Origin of the sequence: Enterobacter asburiae (assembly GCF_001521715.1) — a bacterium.
Lineage (GTDB): Bacteria > Pseudomonadota > Gammaproteobacteria > Enterobacterales > Enterobacteriaceae > Enterobacter > Enterobacter asburiae.
Map to the genome: position 1 here is coordinate 1435021 of NZ_CP011863.1, position 23359 is coordinate 1458379.

At 57.7% G+C, this 23359-nt stretch carries 20 protein-coding genes; 12 read left to right on the forward strand and 8 right to left on the reverse strand.

Translation table 11 applies throughout. The features are described from left to right. The first annotated feature begins 92 nt into the window (after window positions 1-92). Together ACJ69_RS07130 and ACJ69_RS07135 are read left to right on the forward strand one after the other, a co-directional pair. Complete coding sequence (locus tag ACJ69_RS07130; protein ID WP_059346773.1) at window positions 93-1079, forward strand: MBL fold metallo-hydrolase; 987 nt, start codon at window positions 93-95, stop codon at window positions 1077-1079. Between the two features lies 1 nt (window position 1080). Further along, entirely contained in the window at window positions 1081-1992 is a 912-nt protein-coding gene (locus ACJ69_RS07135; protein ID WP_059346774.1) for a LysR family transcriptional regulator, read from the forward strand. Here the strand turns inward: ACJ69_RS07135 and ACJ69_RS07140 are convergent. Continuing rightward, complete coding sequence (locus tag ACJ69_RS07140; protein WP_054829803.1) at window positions 1983-2867, reverse strand: LysR substrate-binding domain-containing protein; 885 nt, start codon at window positions 2865-2867, stop codon at window positions 1983-1985. The genes ACJ69_RS07135 and ACJ69_RS07140 overlap by 10 nt on opposite strands. A gap of 112 nt (window positions 2868-2979) precedes the next feature. Here ACJ69_RS07140 and ACJ69_RS07145 point away from each other — a divergent pair, with 112 nt between their 5' ends. Then, window positions 2980-4467 carry a UbiD family decarboxylase gene (locus ACJ69_RS07145; RefSeq protein WP_047060908.1) on the forward strand — a complete coding sequence of 496 codons (1488 nt, stop codon included), beginning with the start codon at window positions 2980-2982 and terminating at the stop codon, window positions 4465-4467. 28 nt (window positions 4468-4495) lie between these two features. On the opposite strand, the gene ACJ69_RS07150 is transcribed toward ACJ69_RS07145, so the two are convergent. Genes ACJ69_RS07150 through opgC form a run of 5 tightly spaced genes read right to left on the reverse strand, consistent with a single transcriptional unit; the run spans window position 4496 to window position 8602 of the window. Continuing rightward, entirely contained in the window at window positions 4496-4921 is a 426-nt protein-coding gene (locus ACJ69_RS07150) for an ATP-binding protein (RefSeq protein WP_054829804.1), read from the reverse strand. Further along, window positions 4922-5260 (reverse strand): STAS domain-containing protein, encoded by a 339-nt coding sequence (locus ACJ69_RS07155; protein ID WP_059346775.1) that lies wholly within the window; start codon window positions 5258-5260, stop codon window positions 4922-4924. Beyond that, window positions 5250-6464 carry a PP2C family protein-serine/threonine phosphatase gene (locus ACJ69_RS07160; RefSeq protein ID WP_059346776.1) on the reverse strand — a complete coding sequence of 405 codons (1215 nt, stop codon included), beginning with the start codon at window positions 6462-6464 and terminating at the stop codon, window positions 5250-5252. The genes ACJ69_RS07155 and ACJ69_RS07160 overlap by 11 nt, the downstream gene beginning before the upstream one ends. Before the next feature lie 9 nt (window positions 6465-6473). Continuing rightward, on the reverse strand, window positions 6474-7373 hold the full coding sequence (locus tag ACJ69_RS07165) for a hypothetical protein (protein WP_029741304.1): 900 nt from the start codon (window positions 7371-7373) through the stop codon (window positions 6474-6476). Between the two features lie 11 nt (window positions 7374-7384). Then, window positions 7385-8602, reverse strand: a complete 1218-nt coding sequence (gene opgC, locus ACJ69_RS07170; RefSeq protein ID WP_059346777.1) for an OpgC domain-containing protein — start codon at window positions 8600-8602, stop codon at window positions 7385-7387. Between the two features lie 281 nt (window positions 8603-8883). Between opgC and ACJ69_RS07175 the strand changes: the two genes are divergently transcribed. The 9 genes from ACJ69_RS07175 to ACJ69_RS07215 all read left to right on the forward strand — a co-directional run bounded on the left by ACJ69_RS07175 (window position 8884) and on the right by ACJ69_RS07215 (window position 21901). Next, window positions 8884-10701: a glycosyltransferase family 2 protein gene (locus tag ACJ69_RS07175; RefSeq protein ID WP_029741306.1), complete on the forward strand. Its 1818-nt coding sequence runs from the start codon at window positions 8884-8886 to the stop codon at window positions 10699-10701. Next, on the forward strand, window positions 10698-12029 hold the full coding sequence (locus ACJ69_RS07180; RefSeq protein WP_059346778.1) for a DUF3131 domain-containing protein: 1332 nt from the start codon (window positions 10698-10700) through the stop codon (window positions 12027-12029). The genes ACJ69_RS07175 and ACJ69_RS07180 overlap by 4 nt, the downstream gene beginning before the upstream one ends. After that, on the forward strand, window positions 12026-13573 hold the full coding sequence (locus ACJ69_RS07185; protein WP_059346779.1) for a DUF3131 domain-containing protein: 1548 nt from the start codon (window positions 12026-12028) through the stop codon (window positions 13571-13573). The genes ACJ69_RS07180 and ACJ69_RS07185 overlap by 4 nt, the downstream gene beginning before the upstream one ends. Further along, the gene (locus ACJ69_RS07190; RefSeq protein ID WP_059346780.1) at window positions 13558-14952 is read left to right on the forward strand and encodes a DUF3131 domain-containing protein; all 1395 of its coding nucleotides are present in this window, start codon (window positions 13558-13560) and stop codon (window positions 14950-14952) included. The genes ACJ69_RS07185 and ACJ69_RS07190 overlap by 16 nt, the downstream gene beginning before the upstream one ends. Beyond that, a complete protein-coding gene (locus ACJ69_RS07195) occupies window positions 14949-15374 on the forward strand; it encodes a globin family protein (protein ID WP_029741310.1) in 426 nt (141 codons plus the stop codon). The genes ACJ69_RS07190 and ACJ69_RS07195 overlap by 4 nt, the downstream gene beginning before the upstream one ends. 11 nt (window positions 15375-15385) lie before the next feature. Then, window positions 15386-18052, forward strand: a complete 2667-nt coding sequence (locus ACJ69_RS07200) for a hybrid sensor histidine kinase/response regulator (RefSeq protein WP_059346781.1) — start codon at window positions 15386-15388, stop codon at window positions 18050-18052. Beyond that, complete coding sequence (locus ACJ69_RS07205) at window positions 18049-20205, forward strand: glycoside hydrolase family 2 protein (RefSeq protein ID WP_059346782.1); 2157 nt, start codon at window positions 18049-18051, stop codon at window positions 20203-20205. Before ACJ69_RS07200 ends, ACJ69_RS07205 begins: the two co-directional genes overlap by 4 nt. A gap of 108 nt (window positions 20206-20313) precedes the next feature. Further along, window positions 20314-20601: a VF530 family protein gene (locus tag ACJ69_RS07210; RefSeq protein WP_033145603.1), complete on the forward strand. Its 288-nt coding sequence runs from the start codon at window positions 20314-20316 to the stop codon at window positions 20599-20601. Between the two features lie 7 nt (window positions 20602-20608). Further along, entirely contained in the window at window positions 20609-21901 is a 1293-nt protein-coding gene (locus ACJ69_RS07215) for a glycoside hydrolase family 10 protein (RefSeq protein ID WP_059346783.1), read from the forward strand. Between the two features lie 39 nt (window positions 21902-21940). Here the strand turns inward: ACJ69_RS07215 and dsbG are convergent, their stop codons facing one another. Both dsbG and ACJ69_RS07225 read right to left on the reverse strand, forming a co-directional pair. Continuing rightward, a complete protein-coding gene (gene dsbG, locus ACJ69_RS07220) occupies window positions 21941-22699 on the reverse strand; it encodes a thiol:disulfide interchange protein DsbG (protein ID WP_059346784.1) in 759 nt (252 codons plus the stop codon). Window positions 22700-22740: 41 nt separating this feature from the next. After that, complete coding sequence (locus ACJ69_RS07225; protein ID WP_059346785.1) at window positions 22741-23352, reverse strand: DsbA family protein; 612 nt, start codon at window positions 23350-23352, stop codon at window positions 22741-22743. Between the last annotated feature and the right edge of the window lie 7 nt (window positions 23353-23359).

The following is a 23359-nucleotide window of genomic DNA, read 5'->3' on the forward strand; positions in this document are numbered from 1 at the left end:
GCTATCCACTGCGTTTATAGGTCCTATCATTTCTGGGCAGGTTCTTATAATTTTACGAAGAAGTAAGATGAGCGCTTTCAAAGGAGACTCGTATGCTTACCGTGAAAAAACTTGCTCTGTCCACGCTGATTTCCAGTTCATTGCTTTTTTACCCTGCGCTGCAGGCGTCGGCAGAGACGCCTCAGCACGTCGTTAAACAACCGGCGGGCGGATACAGCGTTCAGGTCGGCGACGTTCTGGTCACCGCGTTTACGGACGGGACCGTCGCGCAGGATCTGCACAAGCTGCTGCGCCGGACAACGCCGCAAAAAATTGATGCGCTGCTCGCGAAAAATTTCCAGACCAACCCGCCTGAGGTATCCATTAACGCGTTCCTGATTGCGATGCCCGGACATAAAATTCTGGTGGATACAGGCTCAGGCCAGCTTTTTGGCCCCGGCAACGGCGGACGTCTGATTGAGAGCCTCGCCACGCAGGGGATTAAACCCGAGGACATTACTGAAGTCCTGCTGACTCACGCCCACTCCGATCATGCGGGCGGCCTGGTGAAAGACGGCAAGGTGGTGTTCAGCAACGCGCGCGTTTTCGTTGGCAAACCGGACGTCGACTTTTTCTTTAACGACGAGAATCAGAAAAAAACCGGCTACGGCAAGAATTACTTTGACGTCGCGCAGAAGACCTTAAAACCCTATCTTGACGCCGGTAAAGTGGTGCCGTTTAGCGGCACTTCGGAGATTCTCCCGGGGCTCACCGGCACGGTTCATCCCGGCCATACGCCCGGCTCAGCCTTCTACACGCTGACGAGCAAAGGCGAGAAAATCACCTTTGTCGGCGACATCATTCATGCCGCGGCGATACAGTTCCCGCAGCCTGACGTGACCATTACCTACGATGAAGATCAGAACAAAGCCGCAAGCGTGCGCGAACATGCGTTTGCGGACTTTGTGAAAAATAAAGACCTGGTCGCCGCGCCCCATCTGCCGTTCCCGGGTATCGGCTATGTCACCAAAGGCGAAAACGGCGGCTATGCCTGGGTCCCTGTGACCTATACCAACCGGGACGCCGGCTGCGCGAAATAAGATGACGCCCAGCTCTGACATGGACATAGACCTGATCCTGACCCTGGACGCCCTGCTTCAGGACAGGAATATCACCCATGCGGCCGCGCGGTTGGGCATCAGCCAGCCCGCGCTGTCCGCTCGTCTGGCGCGTCTGCGAACGCTGTTTGGCGAACCGCTGTTTATTCCTTCCCCACATGGACGTGGGGTGCTGCCCACGCCGCGTGCGGAAGCGCTTAAGCCTCAGGTGGAGAGCGTGCTGCGCGGCATCAGCGCGCTGTTTGCCCCCACCACGTTTGATGCGCAGACCAGTACCCGGACCTTTGTCATCGCCCTGCACGAAAACCCGGCGCTGATGCTCGGCGCCGGGCTGCTTAACCAGGTGGGTACCGAAGCTCCAGGTATTCGCCTGCGCTTCGCCCTGCCACAGATGTCCGAACTGGCGCAGCAGCTGGAAAACGGAGATGTGGATATCTACATCGGCGTAAGCGCGGGCGCCCATGACGGCTGGGTGAGGCGCAAACTGCTCGACGATACGTTTGCCACCGCCCAGCGCAAAGGCCATCCGCGCGGGACCGGAGCGTTAGACCTGGAAAACTACTGCGCGCTTTCTCATCTGGTGGTGTCATCGGCGGGAGATCCGTTTACCGGCTTTGTCGATCAAACCCTGGCCGGGCTGGGCTACCAGCGACACGTTGCGATGTCCACGCAGAGCTACGCCATGGCGCCTGCGCTTGTTGCCGGTACAGACCTGGTGTGCACCCTGCCGGAACGGATGCTGAAACAGTTTGCCAGCACGCTGGATCTCTTTGCGCCGCCGCTGCCGCTCCAGCCGATTATCATCAACATGTACTGGCACCCGAAAAACAGCCAGGATCCGGCGAACGTCTGGCTGCGCGAGCAGCTGCTGCAGGCCGCCGGGCGTCAGGTGTGATCGAGCGTAACCAGAAACTTTTTAAGCACTTCTGAGCGAATAATCCGGTAACAAACCAGCGTCAGCTCGCTTTCCCGGAGTCGGTCGAGGATGTCCACGTAAACCACATTCTCGACGCTCACCGCCTTTGCCGACGCGGGCAGCAGCGCCAGCCCAAACCCCGCCGAGACCAGGCTTATCACCGTGGGCACGTCGGTCGCGTTTTGCACCACGTCCGGCTGAAAGCCCGCCCCGCTGCAGGCGTCATAAAAGTACTGTTCCAGCCCCATTCCCTCCGGGTCGCGCAGGGAGATCCATTTTTCGTCTTTCACCGACGAAAGCGTCAGCGCGGAAGATCCCGCCAGCGGATGCTGACGATACAGTGCCAGCACCGTTTTCTCTGACGTGAACGGGCGGCTTTGCAGATCGTCAGGCAGCGACGGCAGCGGCGCCCGGATAATAGCCACGTCGAGCTGGTTGCTCTGCACGGCGGCGTAGAGCGTCTGCACGTTTCCCGTCACCAGCGACATGGTAATGGCCGGCCAGCGCGTATGCATCTGGCGCAGCGCGGCGGGCAGCCTGCCGTCGAACATCGCGCTCGACACGCACCCCAGGTTTAATACCCCCTGCTCGCCCCGTGCCGTTTGCCTGGCGTCGAGAACCGCCTGCTCGGTCAGGGAAATGGCGAGCCTGGCTTTCACCAGAAACGCTTCACCCGCGGGCGTCAGGGTTAAGCGGCGATTCGCCCGGCTGAAAAGAGTGACGCCTAAACGTTCTTCCAGCGCCTTTATCTGCTGGCTCAGGGCCGGTTGCGCCATGTTCAGACGCTCGGCGGCCCGGTGCATATGGAGCTCTTCGGCCACGACGATGAAATGGCGCATCTGACGAAACTGCACGGAACGCTTCCTTTTTTGATATGAATTTACTTATCAATTTAGCAGTAATGATGCAATTGATGCTATTGGTCATTGCCATAAAAATGGAGGTATTCAAACGAGGGAGGAAAATATGGAAAACCCGATCAACGATCTCCGCAGCGCCATCGCCCTGCTTCAGCGCCACGAAGGGCAGTATCTTGAAACCGATTATCCGGTCGATCCCAACGCGGAGCTGGCGGGGGTTTACCGCCATATCGGCGCGGGCGGCACGGTAAAACGTCCCACCCGTACGGGACCGGCCATGATGTTCAACAGCGTGAAGGGCTATCCTGGCTCCCGCATCCTGGTGGGCATGCACGCCAGCCGCGAGCGCGCGGCGCTGCTTCTGGGCTGCGAGCCCTCTGAGCTGGCAAAACACGTCGGTCAGGCGGTGAAAAAGCCGGTTGCGCCGGTTGTCGTTCCGGCCTCGCAGGCGCCCTGCCAGGAACAAGTTTTCTACGCGGACGACCCTGACTTCGACCTGCGCAAGCTGCTTCCGGCCCCAACAAACACGCCGATTGATGCCGGTCCGTTCTTCTGTCTGGGGCTGGTGCTGGCAAGCGATCCGGAAGACAGCTCGCTGACGGATGTCACCATTCACCGCCTCTGCGTTCAGGAGCGCGACGAGCTTTCCATGTTCCTTGCCGCCGGTCGGCATATCGAAGTCTTCCGCAAAAAGGCGGAAGAGGCCGGAAAACCGCTGCCGGTAACGATCAACATGGGGCTCGATCCCGCCATCTATATCGGCGCATGTTTTGAGGCGCCCACCACGCCGTTTGGCTACAACGAGCTGGGCGTCGCCGGGGCGCTGCGCCAGCAGCCTGTCGAACTGGTGCAGGGTGTGGCGGTAAAAGAGAAAGCGATCGCGCGGGCGGAAATCATCATCGAGGGCGAACTGCTCCCTGGCGTGCGGGTAAGAGAAGATCAGCACACCAATACCGGCCACGCGATGCCGGAGTTCCCGGGCTACTGCGGCGAGGCGAACCCGTCCCTGCCGGTGATCAAAGTGAAAGCCGTGACCATGCGAAACCACGCGATCCTGCAAACGCTGGTGGGACCGGGAGAAGAACATACCACGCTGGCCGGTTTGCCGACGGAGGCCAGCATCCGCAATGCCGTTGAAGAGGCGATCCCGGGCTTCCTGCAAAACGTCTATGCGCATACCGCAGGCGGCGGTAAGTTCCTCGGGATATTGCAGGTGAAAAAACGCCAGCCGTCAGACGAAGGTCGTCAGGGCCAGGCGGCGCTGATTGCCTTAGCCACTTACTCGGAGCTGAAGAACATCATTCTTGTCGATGAAGACGTGGATATTTTCGACAGCGACGACATCCTGTGGGCGATGACCACCCGCATGCAGGGTGATGTCAGCATCACGAATATTCCGGGGATCCGCGGCCACCAGCTGGATCCGTCCCAGTCGCCGGATTACAGCACCTCGATTCGCGCAAACGGCATCTCCTGCAAGACCATCTTCGACTGCACGGTGCCGTGGGCGCTGAAGGACCGCTTCGAGCGAGCGCCGTTTATGGAGGTGGATCCGCGTCCGTGGGCGCCGGAGCTGTTCGCTGATAAGAAATAGGAAAAATTTCGGGCGTATGGCCAGCAGGTCATACGCTTATTTTCTTTTCAAGCGTGGCAATATTTTTATCCGCCTTTCGCTCCACCGAGAAACGATCGACGCTCAGCAAAATGAGCATCAGCCCCCTGCCGCTCTCCAGTAACGGCGAAATTTCGCAGAAGCGGTCTCGTCGGGCGGCCTCAAGCCGCTCCAGCGGGAACGCATCACCCGCGTCGGTAAAGACAACGCAGACATTATGGTTCCGGATGTCGAACTGTACGCTGAATGCGCGTGAGGCATCCTCATGCAGCGCGTGCCGGATGATATTCGTCGCCACTTCACTGACGGCCAGATCGAGCGCGAAACGCCACTCATCGTCAACGGCAAGCGCGCTCAGACGTTCTCCCAGCCAGCCAGCAAGCGGCGTCAGGGAGCCGAGCTCTGCCGGAAATGCCGCATGCTCCGGCGTCAGCATCTACTGCCCCAGCTGCGCAAGCGCGCTGTTTTTATCCGGATAAATGCGGAATATGCGATCCATTCGGGTCAGGGTGAACATATTCATGATGCCGGGGTTCAGGGAGCACAGCGCCATTTCGCCTTTCCCGTTCATCAGCTTAAACAACGACACCAGCATCCCCAGCCCGCTGCTATCGATAAAGTCCACTTTGCTAAAATCGACAATTAAGGCTTTACGATCGCTGCCAATTTCTTCCGTCACAGAGGCCTTAAACGTCGCGGCAATGGACGCATCCAGCCGCCGGACCGCTGGCGTGAGAATGTTGGCATGCGGTAATCGTTCAGTGTTAATAATCATTCTGTTCTCCCTGACGCTCAATAACTAACAGTGAAACGTCATCGGTTAAGGCGGTCGGTTCATGTCTATTTTCATTGCGCCAGCCGGTCAAATGTTGGCCGAACCGCGGCAGGAGCTCGTCAACCGGCAGATGGGCATGCTCATGAAGCCAGCGTTCCAGACGTTGCGGGCCAAACTGCTCGCCCTCGCTATTCTCACACTCCGTGATGCCGTCACTGAATAAGCATAAGCGATCCCCTGGATTGAGGGTAAAAGCGACGTCCTCCCAGCTGAGGTCGGGCATCAGTCCGACAGGCGACCCACCCTCGCCAACGTAAGTGACGGCACTCTCTGCGTTCACAATCACGGGAGTAGGATGCCCCGCCTGACACAACAACCCCTGACCACTGACGGGGTCGATCGCGCCGTAGATGATGGTGAAATAGCTGGTGATGTCGTTTTCTTCACTGCAAAAGCGGCTGTTCAGTATTCTGATGACCTCAGCAGGCGACTGAATTCCGCCCTCTGCGGTAAACAAAAAACGGTCCACAACCCGGCCGTGCAGGAACTGACGCGCCACGGCGAGGGACATCATTGCTGCCCCTACGCCGTGACCGGACACGTCAACGCAGTAGAACCCCAGATGAGAGTCCAGAGGAAAAATATTGAAGACATCGCCCGATACCCAGGCAGACGGTAAGAAAAGCCAGTCGGAAAAGTAGTTCCCGAAGCGCAGCCGGTGTGATGGCAGAACCGAGTGCTGAACGCGCGCCGCCAGCTCAAGATCCTGTTCAATCTGGCGTAACGCTTCACTCAGGCGCTTATTATGCGCCGCAAGGGTCGCTTCCAGCGTCAAAATACGTACCCCGGCATGGAGTCGCGCCCGTAACTCAGCCTGTTCGACGGGCTTGCTTAAAAAATCATCCGCCCCGGCATCAAAACCCTGCGTTAAATCTCCTGCATTCTCGCGGGCCGTGAGCAGAATGATATACACATAGTGGCCAAACTGACGGCTGCGGATCGTCTGACAGAGCGTAAGCCCGTCCATTTCCGGCATCTCCCAGTCGCTTATCACCATACTGATCGGCTGGCTGGACAATATTTCCAGCGCGGCGACACCATTTTCCGCCTCGCTCACGATATACCCCCACTGGGTGAGCATTCGGGAGAGTAACCGACGATAAATCAGCGAATCTTCAACGATTAACACGTGCAGCGCTGACATGTATCCCTCCTATAGCGGTAAGAACCATATAAGACTCACGGTCCCTTCCCTGAATTTTGCGTTACCGTTGCCGTGCCCCGGATAGCGCGTCCCCGCATAGTTCGCGTACTGGATGGAGAACGAACCTGGCGTATAGCCCGCATAGCCAAAGCTGTAGCTGTAATCGCCGTTCCAGGGCTGCTGCTGGCTGCTGTCCGGGAACCAGAACGCCGTTGCGCGAACGAAGAAATGTTGTTTGAAGGTATAGCCGCAGCCGCCGAGCATGACGTTTTTATTTTTACGGATGTCATCGCTGCTGAGGTCGTAGTAGCGCGGAACCCAGCTGTACCCGACCTGACAAATGATAGAGTCGCCTTTATTAATCAGGAGCGTGTTTTCAACCGGTTTCGGTAGCGAAAACTTGTAGGCCAGGGTAAAGGCGCCCTGTTCGAAATAGGTGTGTCTCCGGCTACCCGACGTCCAGAAGTGGTTATCGCCGTAGTTGCCGTAGACCAGGCTGAACGTATTGGCATGCCAGTCGTCATAGCCAAAACTGTAGCGAAAATCGGCGGTATAGCGGTTGGTATCTCTGACCGGCAACCGGGAGGTGATGTTGGCAAACCAGAAGCTGTAGGGGGAATACTGCAGACTAAGATTCAGCGTCTGGTTAATTTTTTTCGCCTGCGCGGCGCTGTCCGAGCTGTTGGGCACGCTCACCATCTGCTCTTTCAGCCCTGAACTGAAGCTCAGGGCGCCTGAAAATTTCTTGTCATTGCCTGAGAACAGACGCCCCCACCGGCTGGTAAACACGCCTGCCTGAACGGGTTCGCCGTTCTTATCGCGCAACGTCTCTTTCTCACTGCTTTGCGCCGCATCCGCCGCGGGCATTGCGGCGAGTAAGACGCCCGCCAGGAGCCATTTTTCGCGCATAACCGCCATCCTTAGTTAGGTATCCAGCGTGCGGCGACGTTGTATTTTGCCATGAGCCACAAAATGCCCAGTGCCGCAGCATGCACTAACGTATTTTCTATCCAGGCATGACGCCACAAATCGAAGGTGATGAACTGACTGACCAGCAGCACCACGTACACATGCAAAATGAAGGTATAAAGCGAGTGCTGGCCTAACGGAATAAGAAACCATCCCAGCAGGCGGTTGAGCGGCGTCCAGCAGTATGTCAGCACCAGATAGACGGTAACCATCAGGGCGATATCGTTTAACACCCGCACCGGGCCCAGCCCATTTTTCGCCGCCCAGGTGTGATAAAAGGTGTTGAAGCTGTCAGGCGGGATCACGTGCATCAGCAGCGCGGGGGGCATAAACGGGTTGGTATGGTTCTGTGCTATGAACCCCAGAATGAGCGCCACTATCACCAGCGCAACCACCACCACTTTACCAGCAGGCGTGCGTGCGAAAGAGATCAGTTCGGCTTTATACCAGCCGCTGGCCATGCCCAGAACAAAGATGAATTGCCAGGCCAGAAGCGGAAAGGCAAATTCGAACTCCGACGGCGTCAGCCGGAGCGGCCACCGCTGCCACAGGCCGTACACCAGCAGAGATGCCCCCAGCAGCCACCAGACGTTACCCTTCTGTAGCATCCCCAAAAATAGTGGGCTGAAGAGCAGCAAAAAGATATACAGCCCCAGAATTTGGGTCTGATGAGGGCCAATCTGCAAATAGAGGATAATGTTGAACCAGGTCTCTTTTATTTGCGGCGTGACCGGATAAAGCGACCAGCTTTCACCCGAAAAGCGGTCGGTAAAATGAGTGACCTCGAAAATATTAATATGTGGGATATATGCCAGGAGAATAAAAGACACTATGATAATGATATTTACACGATATATTTTCCACGCTCTAAGATAAAGCCCCCACGAAACCGTGAGTAATACCACTTTTTGCAGGCGAGCGCGATTCAACATCCCCAACATAAATCCCGAGAGAATGACAAAACCTTCTGCGCCGGTTGTTAACCCAAAGCGCTCCCAGGAGAATATATTAAATACCGACATAACCTCCGTATGCGCCACGACCATCATGACGAGGGCAATGCCGCGCATAAAGTCAATTCTCAGGTCCCTGACCCCTGCAATGGCATACCGCCATGATGTTGATTTGGCTAGATCTTCTTGCGCGATAGACGGCGCAATATGGCTCATAGGATGTCCTTTGCCTGGAAACGAAAATTAACGCCTAAATAAAGTAGATAGCCTAAAGGAATAGTAACCGCAATTTATCACGGACAGATGAGACGAATTAAGCAGCATTTAATCTTAATTAACCCCCACTAAATAATAGTCATAAACGTGGCTGGACACTTTTATTCGGCGTTCTACACTTATCTTAAATCTTGTTTAATCGCTATTTTCTTTCGCTTTTGGGCAACTGCCTGCGCAGCAGAATGGCTCTGCATTTTCACGGAATCAGGAACGCCGGAACTATGGATTTTTATTTTTCCCGTTTTGAACATCGTCGACCTCCGGAACCGTTAAAAACGCCGCGCTGGGTAATGATGACCTGGCAGGTGTTAGCGGTCGCGGCGCTTATTCTGGGCGCAAATTATATTTACTGGCGCTGGACCGCCTCCCTGAATACGGACGCGCTATGGTACGCCATACCGCTGGTACTCGCCGAAACCCTGGCCTGGATCGGTACCGTGCTGTTTACCATCAACTTATGGAAAGAACAGGATCCTCCCCAGAGTCCACCTCCGAGCGAGATTAACGACTGCCTGTTATCGGAGGAGGCCGTAGAGCCCCGTCCCGTTAAGGTGGATCTGTTCATTGCCACCTACTCCGAAGACACCGAGCTGGTGAGGCTGTCCATTCGCGACGCCCTGAAGATGGATTACCCGTACCCGATTGACTACCGGATCCACGTCCTCGATGACGGCCGTCGCCCGGAGATGAAAGCCGTTTGCGATGAGGAAGGCGTCAATTACATCAGTCGACAGACCAACATCGGCTTTAAGGCCGGTAACCTGCGCAATGGTCTTGAGCAAACCGACGGCGATTTTATTGTCATCTGCGACGCCGACACCCGGGTCTTTCCCACCCTTCTCAGCCATACGCTGGGCTATTTCCGCGACCCGGACGTGGCCTGGGTGCAGACGCCGCAGTGGTTTTTCGATCTTCCGGAAGGAGAAAGTTTGTCGCGCTGGGGCAAGCGGAAAGCGGGAAAAGTGGGCTATGGCCTGGGCTGGCTGATTCAAAAGTGTGTCGGCCCGGTCACGGTTGGCCGCGACCCGTTTTTTAACGATCCGCGCATGTTCTATGACGTGATCCTGCGGCGGCGCAACTGGGCGAACGCTGCGTTCTGCTGCGGCGCGGCGTCCATCCACCGTCGCGAGGCGGTCATGCAGGCCGCGCTGAGAAGCTACGTCTGGTCCGTCGAAGAGGAGATCCATCGCCATACCCGCGACATCCGCGATGACGAAACGCGGAGCGCGCTCCAGGAGGCGATGCGCCCGCACGTGGCATTTGACACCGAACTCACGCCCTACAAGTTTCACGTCTCCGAAGATATTTACACCTCGGTACTGCTGCACGGTGACGCCGCAAGACGCTGGCGTTCGGTCATGCATCCGCGCGTTGAGTCGAAGATGCTCTCTCCGCAGGATATGCTGACCTGGATGATCCAGCGCTTTAAATACGCCGCAGGTTCACTGGATATTTTATTCCATGACAACATCTTCAGCCGTCGTCGCTTCAGGCTTTCACTCCCCCAGACGCTGATGTATGCCACGACCTTCTGGTCCTATATGGCCTGCGTGTGGAACACGGTATTTTTGATTTCACCGATTATTTATCTGTTCACCGGCATTCCGCCGGTATCGGCCTGGTCGACGCCGTTCTATCTCCATTTTCTCCCCTTTTTTATTTTCTCCGAACTGGCCTTTATGTTCGGGACATGGGGGATTTCGGCCTGGGACGGCAGGGCCTCCTACCTCTCCTTCTTTTCCATGAATCTGCGCGCGCTCAATACGGTGCTGCGGGGCGAACAGATCAAGTTTCACGTTACGCCAAAAGAGAGGCAGACGGGCCGTTTTCTCTATCTGGTGAAGCCGCAGATTGCCATTGTGGTGCTGACCCTGGCAGGGCTTGTCTGGGGAGGCATTCAGGTTGCACGCGGACAGGTCGACGATCCTTCTGGCTACGTCATCAATATTTTCTGGGGAGGAGTGAACATCGCCGCCATGCTGCCGCTGATATTCGCAGCCATGTGGACGCCCGCCGAAGACGATGAGGTCACCCAATGAGAATACGTGATGCCCTGCTTTCCGCGCGCAGTTATCTCACTATTCTGCTGGGGTTCCTGCTCGGCTTTGCCATTGTGGTATGGGTTGAGAAACAAATGCCTTCGCGCGTGGAAAGCAGCGGCGGAATCGCGCTCAGTAAAGATTTCCCTCCGCTGCCCGCGAAACGCGGGCTGACCTATGAAGAGGCCATCTGGGCGCGGGTGGCCTGGCAATACTATGTGAACAATACCCAGCCAAATGGTCTGGCGAATGCCAGCGACGGTGAGCCCTGGCTGAGCCTCTGGAGCGTAGGGAGCTATCTGTTTGCGGCCGCTGCCGCAGAGCAGCTCAATATCATTTCCACCGATGAGTTTGACGAGAGGGTCAGCGCGGCCCTGTTTACGCTGGAGCAGCTGCCGCTTAATGAGAAAGGCCTCCCTGCCGCGTATTACCATGCGGACACCCTCAAAATTCTGGGAAAACCTGACGCCTCCGCAATAGGCCTGAGCCGCCTGCTGACGGCGCTGCAGACCATTCTGTGGCGCTATCCTCAGCACGCGGCGGCCATCCGCGATCTGTTTAGCGCCTGGCGCACCGGCGCGCTGATGGAAAACAGCACCCAAAGCCAGGCGGCGGTACCGCTCCATCACTGGACGCTGGCTGCCGACGAGCAGCGAGACAGCTTTGGCTACCGGCTCTATGCCAGCCATACGCTGCGCTTGATTGACAGTGCGGCGGGACTGGCGGTCACCAATCCGCCCGAAGGGCAAAAGATGATCGACCTGGACGGGATCATGGTTCCTGATGAAGGGCTGCGCACGCCCTGGGGCAAGCAGACCTCCCTGATCAGTCTGCCCTATCTGCTAACCGGACTCGAACTGGGTTTTGACGCACAGAGCGCTGAAATTGCATGGCGGATTATGCAGATCCAGCAGCGGCGCCACGGTCTGCGCAGCCCAAAACCACCTGTCAGCACCGATTACGCCGAACCGGCGCCGGATTACGTTACCGATCTGCCCAACAGGCAGCCGGTTCAGGCGCGCGCCCTGCGCGAAGAGGTCCCGGAGAAGGTCGCGATCGCCTCCACCCGTACCGCGTTTGCCTGGTATGCCCTGTTCCGCAATGGCTGGAGCGAGGCGCTGCGCCAGCAGGTTCTGCCGCTTCTGGTGCCGGGTAAAGGCTGGCAGCGCGGCTTCAATCTTAATAACAGCGTTAATAGCGTCGTGGACGCCGACACCAACGCCATCGTGCTTGAAAGTCTGTCCTACATCGCGCACGGCCAGATGCTCTGTCTGGCCTGCCTTAACACTGCCCCCCATTCATCCACTCCCGCAGGAGCAACGCCATGAAGCCACGATCCCCAATCCTTTTCCACCTGCTCACGGGAATAACGATCTGCTGGCTGGCGATATCGACCGTGCGTGCGGAAACCGAGCTGCCTGCATCAAGTTACTCCCCACGCAGCGGCGAGCTGACGGCCCGAGAGATGACCATTGCGAAAAACGCCTGGCAGTATTTCGTCTCCAACTATCAGCCCACGACGGGGCTGGTAAATGCGGTCAACAAATATCCCTCCACCACCATGTGGGACAGCGCATCCTATCTGGCCGCCATGACCGCAGCGCGCGAGCTCGGGATCATAGATAAAGCAGAGTTCGACCGCCGGATGCTGAAATTCCTCGCCACGCTTAACACCCTGGTGCTGTTTCGCAACGAGCTGCCCAACAAAGCCTATAACACCATCAGCGGCCAGAAGGTGGATTACACCAACAAGCCCGGCGAAATTGGCTTCTCGGCCCTGGATATCGGGCGAATGCTGGTCTGGCTGAAAATCATCAAAGAGCGTTACCCGGAATACGGCAACAGCGTTGATAACGTGGTGCTGGGCTGGGATTTCAGCCACGCGATCGACCCCTGCGGCACGCTGTACGGGGCCTATCTGGAGAACGGCCAGCCGAAGTATGTTCAGGAAGGCCGCCTGGGCTATGAAGAGTACGGAGCGGCAGGTTTTCAGCTGTGGGGGTTTAATACCTGTAAAGCCAGCCGTCCGCAGCCGTACGAGCTGGCCGAGATTTACTGCGTGCTGGTTCCGTATGATTCACGCGACCCGCGCAATACGTCGCAGCATAACTACGTGGTGACGGAATCCTACCTGCTCTACGGTCTGGAGTTCGGCTTCGATAAGCCGACCGACCGGGATAACGCCCCGCGCGACTACTCCCTGACGTGGATGAAAAACTTTGCCGATCGGGTTTATCAGGCACAGGAGAACCGCTATACCATCACCGGTGTCCTCACCGCGCGCTCTGAGCACCAGCTCGATAAAGCGCCATACTTCGTCTATGACACCGTCTTCAGCGACGGGTACAACTGGAACACCATTACCGACAAAGGACAATTCGTCCCTAACGCTGCCGCCATTTCACTGAAGGCGGCGCTGGGGATGTGGGTCCTGTGGAACTCGCCTTATACCGACCGCCTGCTGAACACCATTGAGAATGCGAACGAAGAGGGAAAAGGCTATTACGAAGGGCTGTATGAAAACGGCGACGGGCCGATCAAGGAGTTCACCGCGAACAATAACGGCATCATGCTGGAAGCACTGCTGTTCAAAAAAGAGGGAAAACTGCTGGCCTTCAATACCGACAACCCGAAAAGCAAGGATTTTGCTCCGTCGCTGTGGGATCAAAAGCTGCTCGATCAGTTTGAAGAGAACAACGCCCTGCGCAGCCGCCCGTTCCTTGCCAGCACGCCGGCCGTAAAAAGCTGGTGCGACCGGACCGGCGTCACGCAGCGCACCAAACCCGCCTGCCAGGCCTGTCAGTGCGCGTCATGCAGCGCGGACGAGCCGGTTAAACTGCCTCCGGTAACTGCGCAATGCTTAAAACCTTAGCCAGAGGGCTCGCGGGATTAATCCTCGCAGGTGTGGTCATCTTTGCTCTGTTTGGCCATCAGGGGGCTGGCTGGCGCTGGCTAATCAATGGCGGCTGGCACTCCAGCGCGCGTATCGCTGCCCTGACGCCGGAAGAACAGAAATGGGCGGCGATCGCCTGGCGCTATTTCGTCAATAATACCCAGCCGCAAACGGGCCTGGTCAACGGAAGCGACAAACAGCCCCGCGTCACGCTCTGGCAAATGGGCGATACGCTTATCGCCCTGCTGGCGGCAAAAGAGCTGGGGCTGATTGATGAGGCCGAGTATGACGCCCGCCTGACGCGGCTGATGGGCACTCTCAACCGCCTGATGCTGACCGAGACCCGAACGCCAGGACGGCTCTATTCCAGCCAGACGGCGGCGCCGATCGATTTTAGCGGCAAGCCCGCTAAAAATGGCTGGTCCGCACGCGACATGGCTCGCCTGATGCTCGCCCTGCGCCTCACCGCTGAGCGGGAGCCGCAGTACAGCGAGTATCTTGATAAAATCATTTTGCGCTGGAACTTTTGCCCGGTCATCGATGGTGAAGGCGAACTGTGGTCCTCTTCCCTGCAAAACGGCCAGCCGTTGGTCCGTGAGGAGCTGCGCCTGGGCGAAAGCGAATATGCCGCGACGGCGTTTCATCTGTGGGGATTTTCCCCGGATAAAGCGTTTACGCCACCGATGCACCACGTCATCATCGCTCAGCGGCGCGTTGCCGTGGACGCCCGCGATCCGCGCACCACGTGGCAGCCCTCCCTGATAACCACCCTTCCCTATATGCTGCCGGGCCTGGAGTTTGGCTGGGAGCCGGAAGGCGTTGCGGCCGATCTGCAAAAGCGCCTGCGCAAGCAGGCGGAAAACGTCTGGCTCAGTCAGAAAAGCCGCTGGGAGACCGATAAAATCCTGACGGCCAGAGCGGATTTTTCACTGCCTCAGGCCCCCTGGCATATACAGGATACGGTCTGGGGAAATGGCTATGCCTGGAACTCTGTTGGCGATGATGGCAGGGATTACACCCGCTTCGCGCAGGTGTCGACAAAAGCGGTTTTTGCTCTGTGGGCCTTGTGGGATACCTCTTATACTGACGTGCTGATGTCGGTCACCGAGCACCTTAACGATCCGCAGAGAGGCTGGTACGAAGGCCGCCTTGAAGCCACGGGCGATACCAACGCCTCCCTGACCCTTTCTACCAATGCCACGGTTCTGGAAGCCCTTTTCTTTAAGCACAATGCCGGGCCGCTGTTTGACGCCCGCCGGTCTAAGAAAGAGAGCTACTTTACGCGCCGTGTGGCAGAGGAATATACGCCAGTCGGGCACTGTCTGCCGGGCGAAAACGCCTTAAGGAGGACGCCGTGAAGTTTTACCGCGATCTGTTTGAATCCAGTCTGAACCGCGTCTTTCCGGATAATGACAAAACAGCTTTTTTTCAGACGTTCTATGACGCCTTCGTCCATATGTCACCCGAGACGGAGCAGCATTTTTCTCGCCTGCCGGATCGGGAAGGCCAGCAGACCCTGTTTAAAAGTTTCTTCGCCATGCTTGCGGTAGACGGCGCCCTGATCGTACCTGATTTTCTCGAGCGGCTGGCGCGGGAGCAAAGCGACGACGGCCTGCACCTTCCCCCACGATTTTTCGCCCTCTGGCGCGAAGCGATGTTGAACGCGGTGAGCCAGCGCGACCCGCAGTGCGACGATGAGATCCTGACGGCCTGGGCGATGGCGATAGCGCCCGGGCTGGAATACCTGCGCCGACAGGCCGAACTGCACTACCGCGCATAGGGAGGATCACGATGAACGCATTCTCGTACGATCTTAACGCGCTGCCGGCCGCCGTCATGATTTATGACCGAGATGAACGCCTGCAGGCCTGGAATGACAACGTGGCCCTTTTTTATCCGGTCATCACCCCCTGGCTGCAGGTGGGTACGCCCCTTGCAGAGCTGGCGGAACGCTTTATCGATGCTGTTTACAACGTCGACCCCGGCCTGCGCCAGACGCTACGCGAGTCGGTCGTCCGCAACTGTCGGCAGGATAAACACTGTGAGGTGCGGCAAGTGGGCCAGCGGCGTATTTTCGTCCAGCATCAGCGCCTTGCGGACGGCGGTATTGTCAGCTTGCACAGCGATATTACGGAGCTGGATGAGGCGCAGCGCTCGCGCCACCAGCTGCATGACGATTTCCTGCTGACGGCGGAATCCATTCATATAGGGATCTGGGACTGGCAGGTTTCCGGCGACGCGTTACAGGTTAACGACACGCTGCTTGCCATGCTGGGTCAGTCGCGATCCCAGTGGAGATATCCGCTTCAAAAGCTGCTAGACCTTGTTCACCTTGACGATCGCCTCATACTACGTGAGGCGCTGCTTGCTTCAAAACAGGCGCATCGCCCGGTCTTTGAATGTGAGATCCGCATGCATCACCCCACCGAAGGACTGCGCTGGATGCTGCTGTCCGGGCAGGTGGTCACGCTCTCCATCGAGGGAAACGCCGAGCACGTTATTGGCACACTGCAGGATATTACGCGGCGCAAAGAGGCTGAGATTCAGGCGATCGCCTCAGCCCTTGAAGCACAAAAAGCCAATGAGGCCAAAAGCGCATTTCTGGCGAACATGAGTCATGAAATCCGCACCCCGATGAACGGCATTATTGGCATGACCCAGCTGTGCCTGGATACCACGCTCAGCGCCGATCAGCGCGATTACCTGACGCTGGTGATGAGTTCCGCGCAGTCTTTGCTGCATATCATCAACGATATTCTCGACTTCTCCCGTATTGAAGCAGGCAAAATTGTACTGGATATTGATCCGGTCAATCTTCGTCACTTCATTCAGACCTTAATTCGCCCGCATATGCCGGGCGCGAGCGAAAAAGGCATCGAGCTTCTGGTTGATATTGCACCCGACGTTCCCGACGTGCTGCTGGTCGATGGCGCCCGGCTGCGTCAGGTTCTGACCAATCTGCTGGGTAATGCGCTGAAATTTACGCACCAGGGAGAAGTTATCCTGATTGTTGAATCCGGGGATGACCCGAATCACTGGCGTTTTCGGGTGCGCGACAGCGGTATTGGCATCCCGGCTGATAAGCAAAAGGCCATTTTTGAAGCCTTCAGCCAGGCGGATAACTCAACCACCCGCCGCTACGGAGGAACAGGGCTCGGGCTAACCATCTCTTCGCGACTGGTTGCGGCGATGGGCTGCGAGCTAACGGTCACCAGCGAGCCGGGGAAAGGCAGCGAATTTTCGTTCGTCCTACCGCTTGCAACACAGTTTCTTGCCCCGGAGGCACGCCCGCGCAGCCAGCGCTTTAATGGGGAACCCGTGCTGGTGGTCGATGATAACGAAACCAACCTCCGGCTGCTGGCCGCCATGCTGAGCCAGATGGGGCTGAAACCCACCTGCGTCAACAACGCCAGCGAGGCCATCAACCGGGTTAAAGCGAGTGCCTGGCCGCTGATCCTGCTGGACGCGCAGATGCCGGATATGGACGGCGTGTCTCTGGCCCTTGAGCTTTCGGTGCTGCCGCAGATTTCTGAAAGCCATATCATCATGCTGAGCTCCATGAGCCGACATTTTGATATCAATATGCTGAAGCGGATCGGCATCAAAAACTATCTGCATAAGCCTATCGCTCAGGACGAGCTGCATCAGGCGATTGCCGCGGCGTTTGAACGTGCGCCGAAGACCGTGGGGGAAACCGCGCCCGCCCCCGTCGCCGCCCCGGGCGCTACGGGGCTGCGGATCCTGCTGGCTGAAGATAACCTCGTTAATCAGAAAGTTGCCGCGCGCCTGCTGGAACGCCTCGGCCATACCTGTCAGATCGTCGACAACGGCGTCGCGCTGCTTGAACGCTGGCGCGCGGGCGAGTGGGACGTTCTGCTGATCGATCTTCAGATGCCCGAGATGGACGGCGAGACCGCCATTCGCCTGCTTCGTGAGGAGGAACGCTCCCGGGCAGAACCGGCTCAGCCCGCCGTCGCCATGACCGCACACGCCATGCAGGGGGATAAGGAGCGCTGTCTTAACATGGGCTTCGACGGCTATATTGCCAAGCCCATCAGCCAGGAGCGTCTCGCTGAGGAGATAGCTCGCGTGCTCGAGCATCATGATGATTCCTCCGTTTTTCCTGATGAAGCTCGCCTGATGAAACAGTGCGCTGACGACCCTGCCCTGGTTCAGGAGCTGCTGGCCCTGTTTGGCGAAGGGCTGGAGGAGGCCATGAAAAGCCTCACCCGGGCTATCGAAAGCGATAACCGTGAAGCGCTGCGCCGCACGGCCCACAAGCTGCGCGGAGAAGCCGTCACGCTGGATTTCGGGCTTCTCGCCCGTCAGCTGCAGGCGCTGGAGAGCGAGGCGCACACGCAGGACAGGCAACAGCTTGCAACGCTAAACGAGCGTCTTCAAATGGAATCGCAGCGCCTGATGGCGTGGCTCAACGCGCGAGGGGTAAACGAACCATGACCCGTAGCTGCGCGCTGCTCTTTGCGCTGTTTATTCCACCGCTGGCGGCGAACCCGGTACCGGTCAGCTGGTCACTTGCTGGCACCTGGCGGGTTCAGGACGCCAACGACGGCACGCCTCCTTCCGCGTCAGGCTGGCGCGGGCTGAAAGTTCCCGCCAACTGGTACAGCGCGGGGTACGATCATCAGGGCGCGCTGTGGTATAAGCACGCCTTTACGCTACCCCTTCAACCGCCCGACGTGATGAGCACCCTGGTATTTGACGGCGTCGATTACCTTGCCGATGTTACGCTGAACGGCCAGCCGCTGGGCAAGCACGAGGGCTATTTTCAACGCTTTTCGCTGGATGCCAGCGCCGCGTTACAACGTCACAACCAGTTAGTGGTTCGGGTGGATAGCCCTTACGAAGATCCGCACAAGGTCTGGCCGCTGCATAAAACGCTCATGAAGGGGATTCTTAATCAGCATGATACGCGTCCCGGCGGCGCCTGGTCGGCGGAAGGACAGGACGCCAACTCTGGCGGAATTTGGGCACCGGTCAGGCTGCATCTGAGCCGGGGCGCCACCCTTGATGAAATCATCCTGCGGCCTGACTGGTCGCAGGGGCTGAAAAGCCCTGCATTGAAGGCTGAGATTCGCTATCGCGCACTTGGGAAGGGACAGGCTACCGCGCGACTCACCGCCACGCCCGCCAATTTCAGCGGTAAACGCTTCCAGGCAGATTTTCCGGTTACCCTGGAAAACGGCGCCCATTCCGCTCGTGTCACGCTGCCCATGCCTGCGGCAAAACTGTGGTGGCCGATCGGCACCGGGAAACCCCATCTGTACACGGTTCGCGTCTCATTACGGGATGAGAAAGGGTTAATGGATACGGCGGTCACCCGCACCGGACTGCGCAAGATCGTTGAGCAGCCAGGCAACAAAGGCTGGCTCATTAACGACAGACGCCTTTTTGTTAAGGGCAGCAATTACATCGGCTCTCCCTGGCTCGGCACCATGACGCGAGAAAAATATCGTCGCGATCTTCGTCTGGCAGAAGCCATGAACGCCAACGCCATTCGCGTGCACGGACACGTTGCCGGGCGCGCGCTGTATGACGTTGCCGATGAGATGGGCATGATGATCTGGCAGGATGTTCCGCTGCAGTGGGGCTACGTCAGCAGCGACGCCTTTACCAAAAATGCGGTTCGACAGACTCGGGAGATGATCGAACAGTTTGGCAACTCACCCGCCATCATCGTCTGGGGAGGCCATAACGAACCGCCCTGGAATTCGCCCTGGATGGAAAAACGCTTCCCGGACTGGAACAAAAACCTCAACCGCGAGCTCACGCAGCGGGTAGCGGATACGCTTGCCGAAGATACCTCCCGCATCGTGCATCGCTTTTCCGCCGTTGAGGAGCACTACTGGGCGGGCTGGTATTTCGGTAGCGTACGTGACCTGCTGACGCCGGCCAAAACGGGGATCATCACCGAGTTTGGCGCGCAGGCGCTGCCCCGCTTGTCCACGCTAAAAACCATCATCCCGGCTGCGCAACTCTGGCCAAAAACCACCGCCGCTGACGATCCCGGCTGGAGCGTCTGGAAATACCATAACTTCCAGCCCTTTCAGACGTTTAAATTTGCCGGTATTCCGCGCGGAAACACCATTCAGGAAATGATCCGTAATACCCAGGCGTATCAGTCTCAGCTCGTCGCCACGGCGGCCGAGAGCTATCGCCGACAGCGCTACCAGCCGGTGACGGCCCTGTTTCACTTTATGTTCGTCGAGACCTGGCCCTCCATCAACTGGGGCGTGGTGGACTATCTGCGTAAGCCTAAAGCCGGTTTTTACGCGTTAAAACGCGCATACCAGCCGGTTCTGCCTTCTATTGAACCGGTCACCCCGCAGTGGAAATCCGGCACGGCGGCGACCGTGCGTCTCTGGGCCATCAACGACACCTGGAAACGGTGCAGCGAATGCCGTCTGTCGTGGCGTATCACCCAGCGCGCTAAGGTGCTGGCAAAGGGGACGATGACGATGACGATCCCCGCAGATTCGGGAACGATGGTCAAAACGCTGACGGCCACGCCAGTGGGTCAGGATGAAGTGTCGATTACGTTTGCAATTGAAAACAAGGCGGGAAAAAGGGTTGGTGAAAATCAGCGCACGTAATCCGTCATAAAATGAGCGAGGGAAAAGGAAAATTGCCGCTTCCCCAGCTTTCTTGTACCCTTTCACCGGAAACCCTGCCCCCACGAACATTGAGAAATCCGGACACCTATGACTGCACATATTTCCAAAGATCCTTTGCATGGCGTAACGCTGGAGATGATGGTCAACGCCCTGGTGGCAAAATATGGCTGGAGCGAGTTGGGCGACCGAATCAAAATTAACTGTTTCAGAAAAGATCCCAGCGTTAAATCGAGCCTGAAATTTCTGCGCCGCACCCCGTGGGCGCGCGCGGAAGTCGAAGCCCTGTATCTGGACTCCCTCAACGATGAGGTAAGCACAGAACAGGCGGCGCCCGCCTTTAATCCCTGGGCCAACAGTCGGATTATCAAGAGCTAATACGCAAATGACGCGACACGTAAAACGGATTGGTGCGCTGGCTGCCTGCGCGCTTTTACTTGTGAGCTGCTCCTCAAAACCACCCAAATCACTGGTTACCCCTCTCCCCACCGCGAGCAAACCGACGCAGCAGGCAAACGAGCCGATGCGCGGGATCTGGCTGGCAACCGTCTCTCGTCTCGACTGGCCGCCGGTGGCCTCGGTGAACGGCCGCAGCGCGGACCAGCGCATCGCGATGCAAAAACAGGCGCTGATCGGCAAGCTCGACAACCTTAAGCACCTCGGTATTAACACGGTGTTTTTCCAGGTGAAGCCGGACAGCACGGCCCTCTGGTCATCCAAAATTTTGCCGTGGTCGGATATGCTGACGGGCACCATCGGCGAGTATCCGGGATACGATCCGCTGCAGTTTATGCTGGATGAAGCGCACAAGCGCGGCATGAAGGTCCATGCTTGGTTCAACCCGTACCGCGTGTCGACCAACACTAAGCCGTCAACCATCGCCGCCCTGAACCGGACCGCCTATCAGACCCCGTCCAGCGTCTATGTCCAGCACCCGGAGTGGGTGCGCATCTCGGGCGACCGCTTTGTGCTCGACCCGGGCATTCCGGAAGTACGCGACTGGATAACCAAAGTGGTGACCGAAGTGGTGGCGAACTACGCGGTAGACGGCGTGCAGTTTGACGATTACTTCTATACCGAAACGCCTGGTTCAGCGCTCAATGACGCACAGACCTGGCGGCAGTACGGCCAGGGATTTGCCTCAAAGGCAGACTGGCGAAGACACAACACGCAGCAGCTGATCGTCCAGGTGTCCCGCGCGATTAAACAGACCAGGCCCGACGTTGAGTTTGGCGTCAGCCCGGCGGGCGTGTGGCGCAATCGCTCCTTTGACCCGGCTGGCTCGGACACCCGCGGCGCCGCGGCCTACGATGAATCCTACGCCGATACGCGGCAGTGGGTGCAGCAGGGCCTGCTGGACTACATCGCGCCGCAGATTTACTGGCCTTTCTCCAGGGATGCCGCGCGCTACGACGTGTTGACCAAATGGTGGGCCGACGTCGTGAAGCCGACCCACACTCGCCTGTATATCGGCATTGCGTTCTACAAGGTAGGCGAGCCGTCGAGAAACGAGCCGGACTGGACGGTTCAGGGCGGCGTGCCGGAGCTGAAAAAGCAGCTCGATCTCAACGATTCGCTGCCCAACGTGAACGGCACCATCCTGTTCCGGGAAGATTACCTGAACCAGCCGCAGACGCAGCAGGCGGTGAACTACCTGAAAGGACGCTGGGGAAGCTAAATGCCATCAGGCAGAAACGCCCCGTTTCTGCCTGTTTTTTTACGGCTTCGGCCCGAACATCGCCTCAAGCTGCTGCGCATCCGGCATACCGACCACCTGCTGCAGCTCATTTTCCGCATTCAGATAGTAAATGGCCGGCGTGGCGTTAGCGCCCAGGTTGTCCATCAGCGTCTGGTGCTTCTGCAGGATCTCGACCGTTTCGCGGGATGCGTCCCCTTCCGGCTTGGGCAATTTTTTCCCACCGGACAGCTCGTATTCGCGCCAGGCCGAAACCGGATCTTTCGCATTCAGAATCGCCGAGGCGTTACGTCCGCTGTTGGGGTTGAGAAACGCAACCAGCAGCGTATTAAGCTGAACCTTGCCCGCCTTAACCCACGGCTGCGCTTCGGCCCAGAACTGCTTGCAGTACGGACAGAACGGATCGGCAAACACAAAGACTTTACGCGGAGCGTTATCCACCCCTTCCTTCAGGGGATGCGCAGCGTTGAGGTTCTTCCACATCTCGCGGCCCATCGGGGCGTAGATCTCTTTCTGGAAATAGCCTTCGCTGAGGTTTTTTCCTTTGTCATCGTACAGATAGCCTGAAATGACGTGTTTGCCGTCCGGCGTTAAAAAGAGCGTCACGCCCATATCCTGATACTGCCCAATCCAGGCGGGCGCGCCGCCGGGCGCATCCAGCTTCTTAATGATTTTAATGTTCTGCTGCTCGCTGAAGTGCTTCACCACCTCCGGTATGGCTTCAGCCGCCTGCGCCAGCCCTGAGGTCGCCAGCGCTGAAAGTAACAGTATTTTTTTCATTTCCCTCTCCGGTTTGTTGGGGGCATTCCGCCCCCTTCAGGTTAGCGGTTTTTCAGTGCGTCACTGACCATTTCGTCAAACTGTTCAAAAGGCACCCAGCCGGGTAACAGTCCCTCGCCGATGAGCGTGGCGGGCGTGCCCTGGATCCCCATTTTTTCCGCGACGATCAGGCTGCGCTTGATCGTCAACATACTCTCGTCATCCGGCGTCGCGACGCTCACGCCCGCCCGCTTCTGCGCCTCCTGAATGCTGGCGTCATCGTGGTAACCCTTTTTGGCCATCAGGGTCTGGTTCAGCTTCATAAACTGCCCGGGCTCCTGACGCCAGAGCGTTAACGCATCGCGCGCGGCGGTCAGTGAGCTTTCCGAGCGGAAAGGTAAAAACTTAAAGACCACCGCGACGTCCGGATGCTTTTCGACGATCTTCTCCAGATAGGGATCGAATTTTTTACAGTACGGGCAGTTGTAGTCGGTAAACACCACCAGGGTGAGCTTTGGGTTTTTCGCGCCGATGCGCGGGGAGTTCGGATCGTTAAACAGGAAATCTGCGATCATCTTCTGCGCCCGCTGCTCCTGGTCCGGCGTCAGCGGCTGGGCAGCGAACGCCTGAACCGGGGCCAGCAGGAGCAGAAGCGTAATAAGGAGTTTTTTCATAATACGT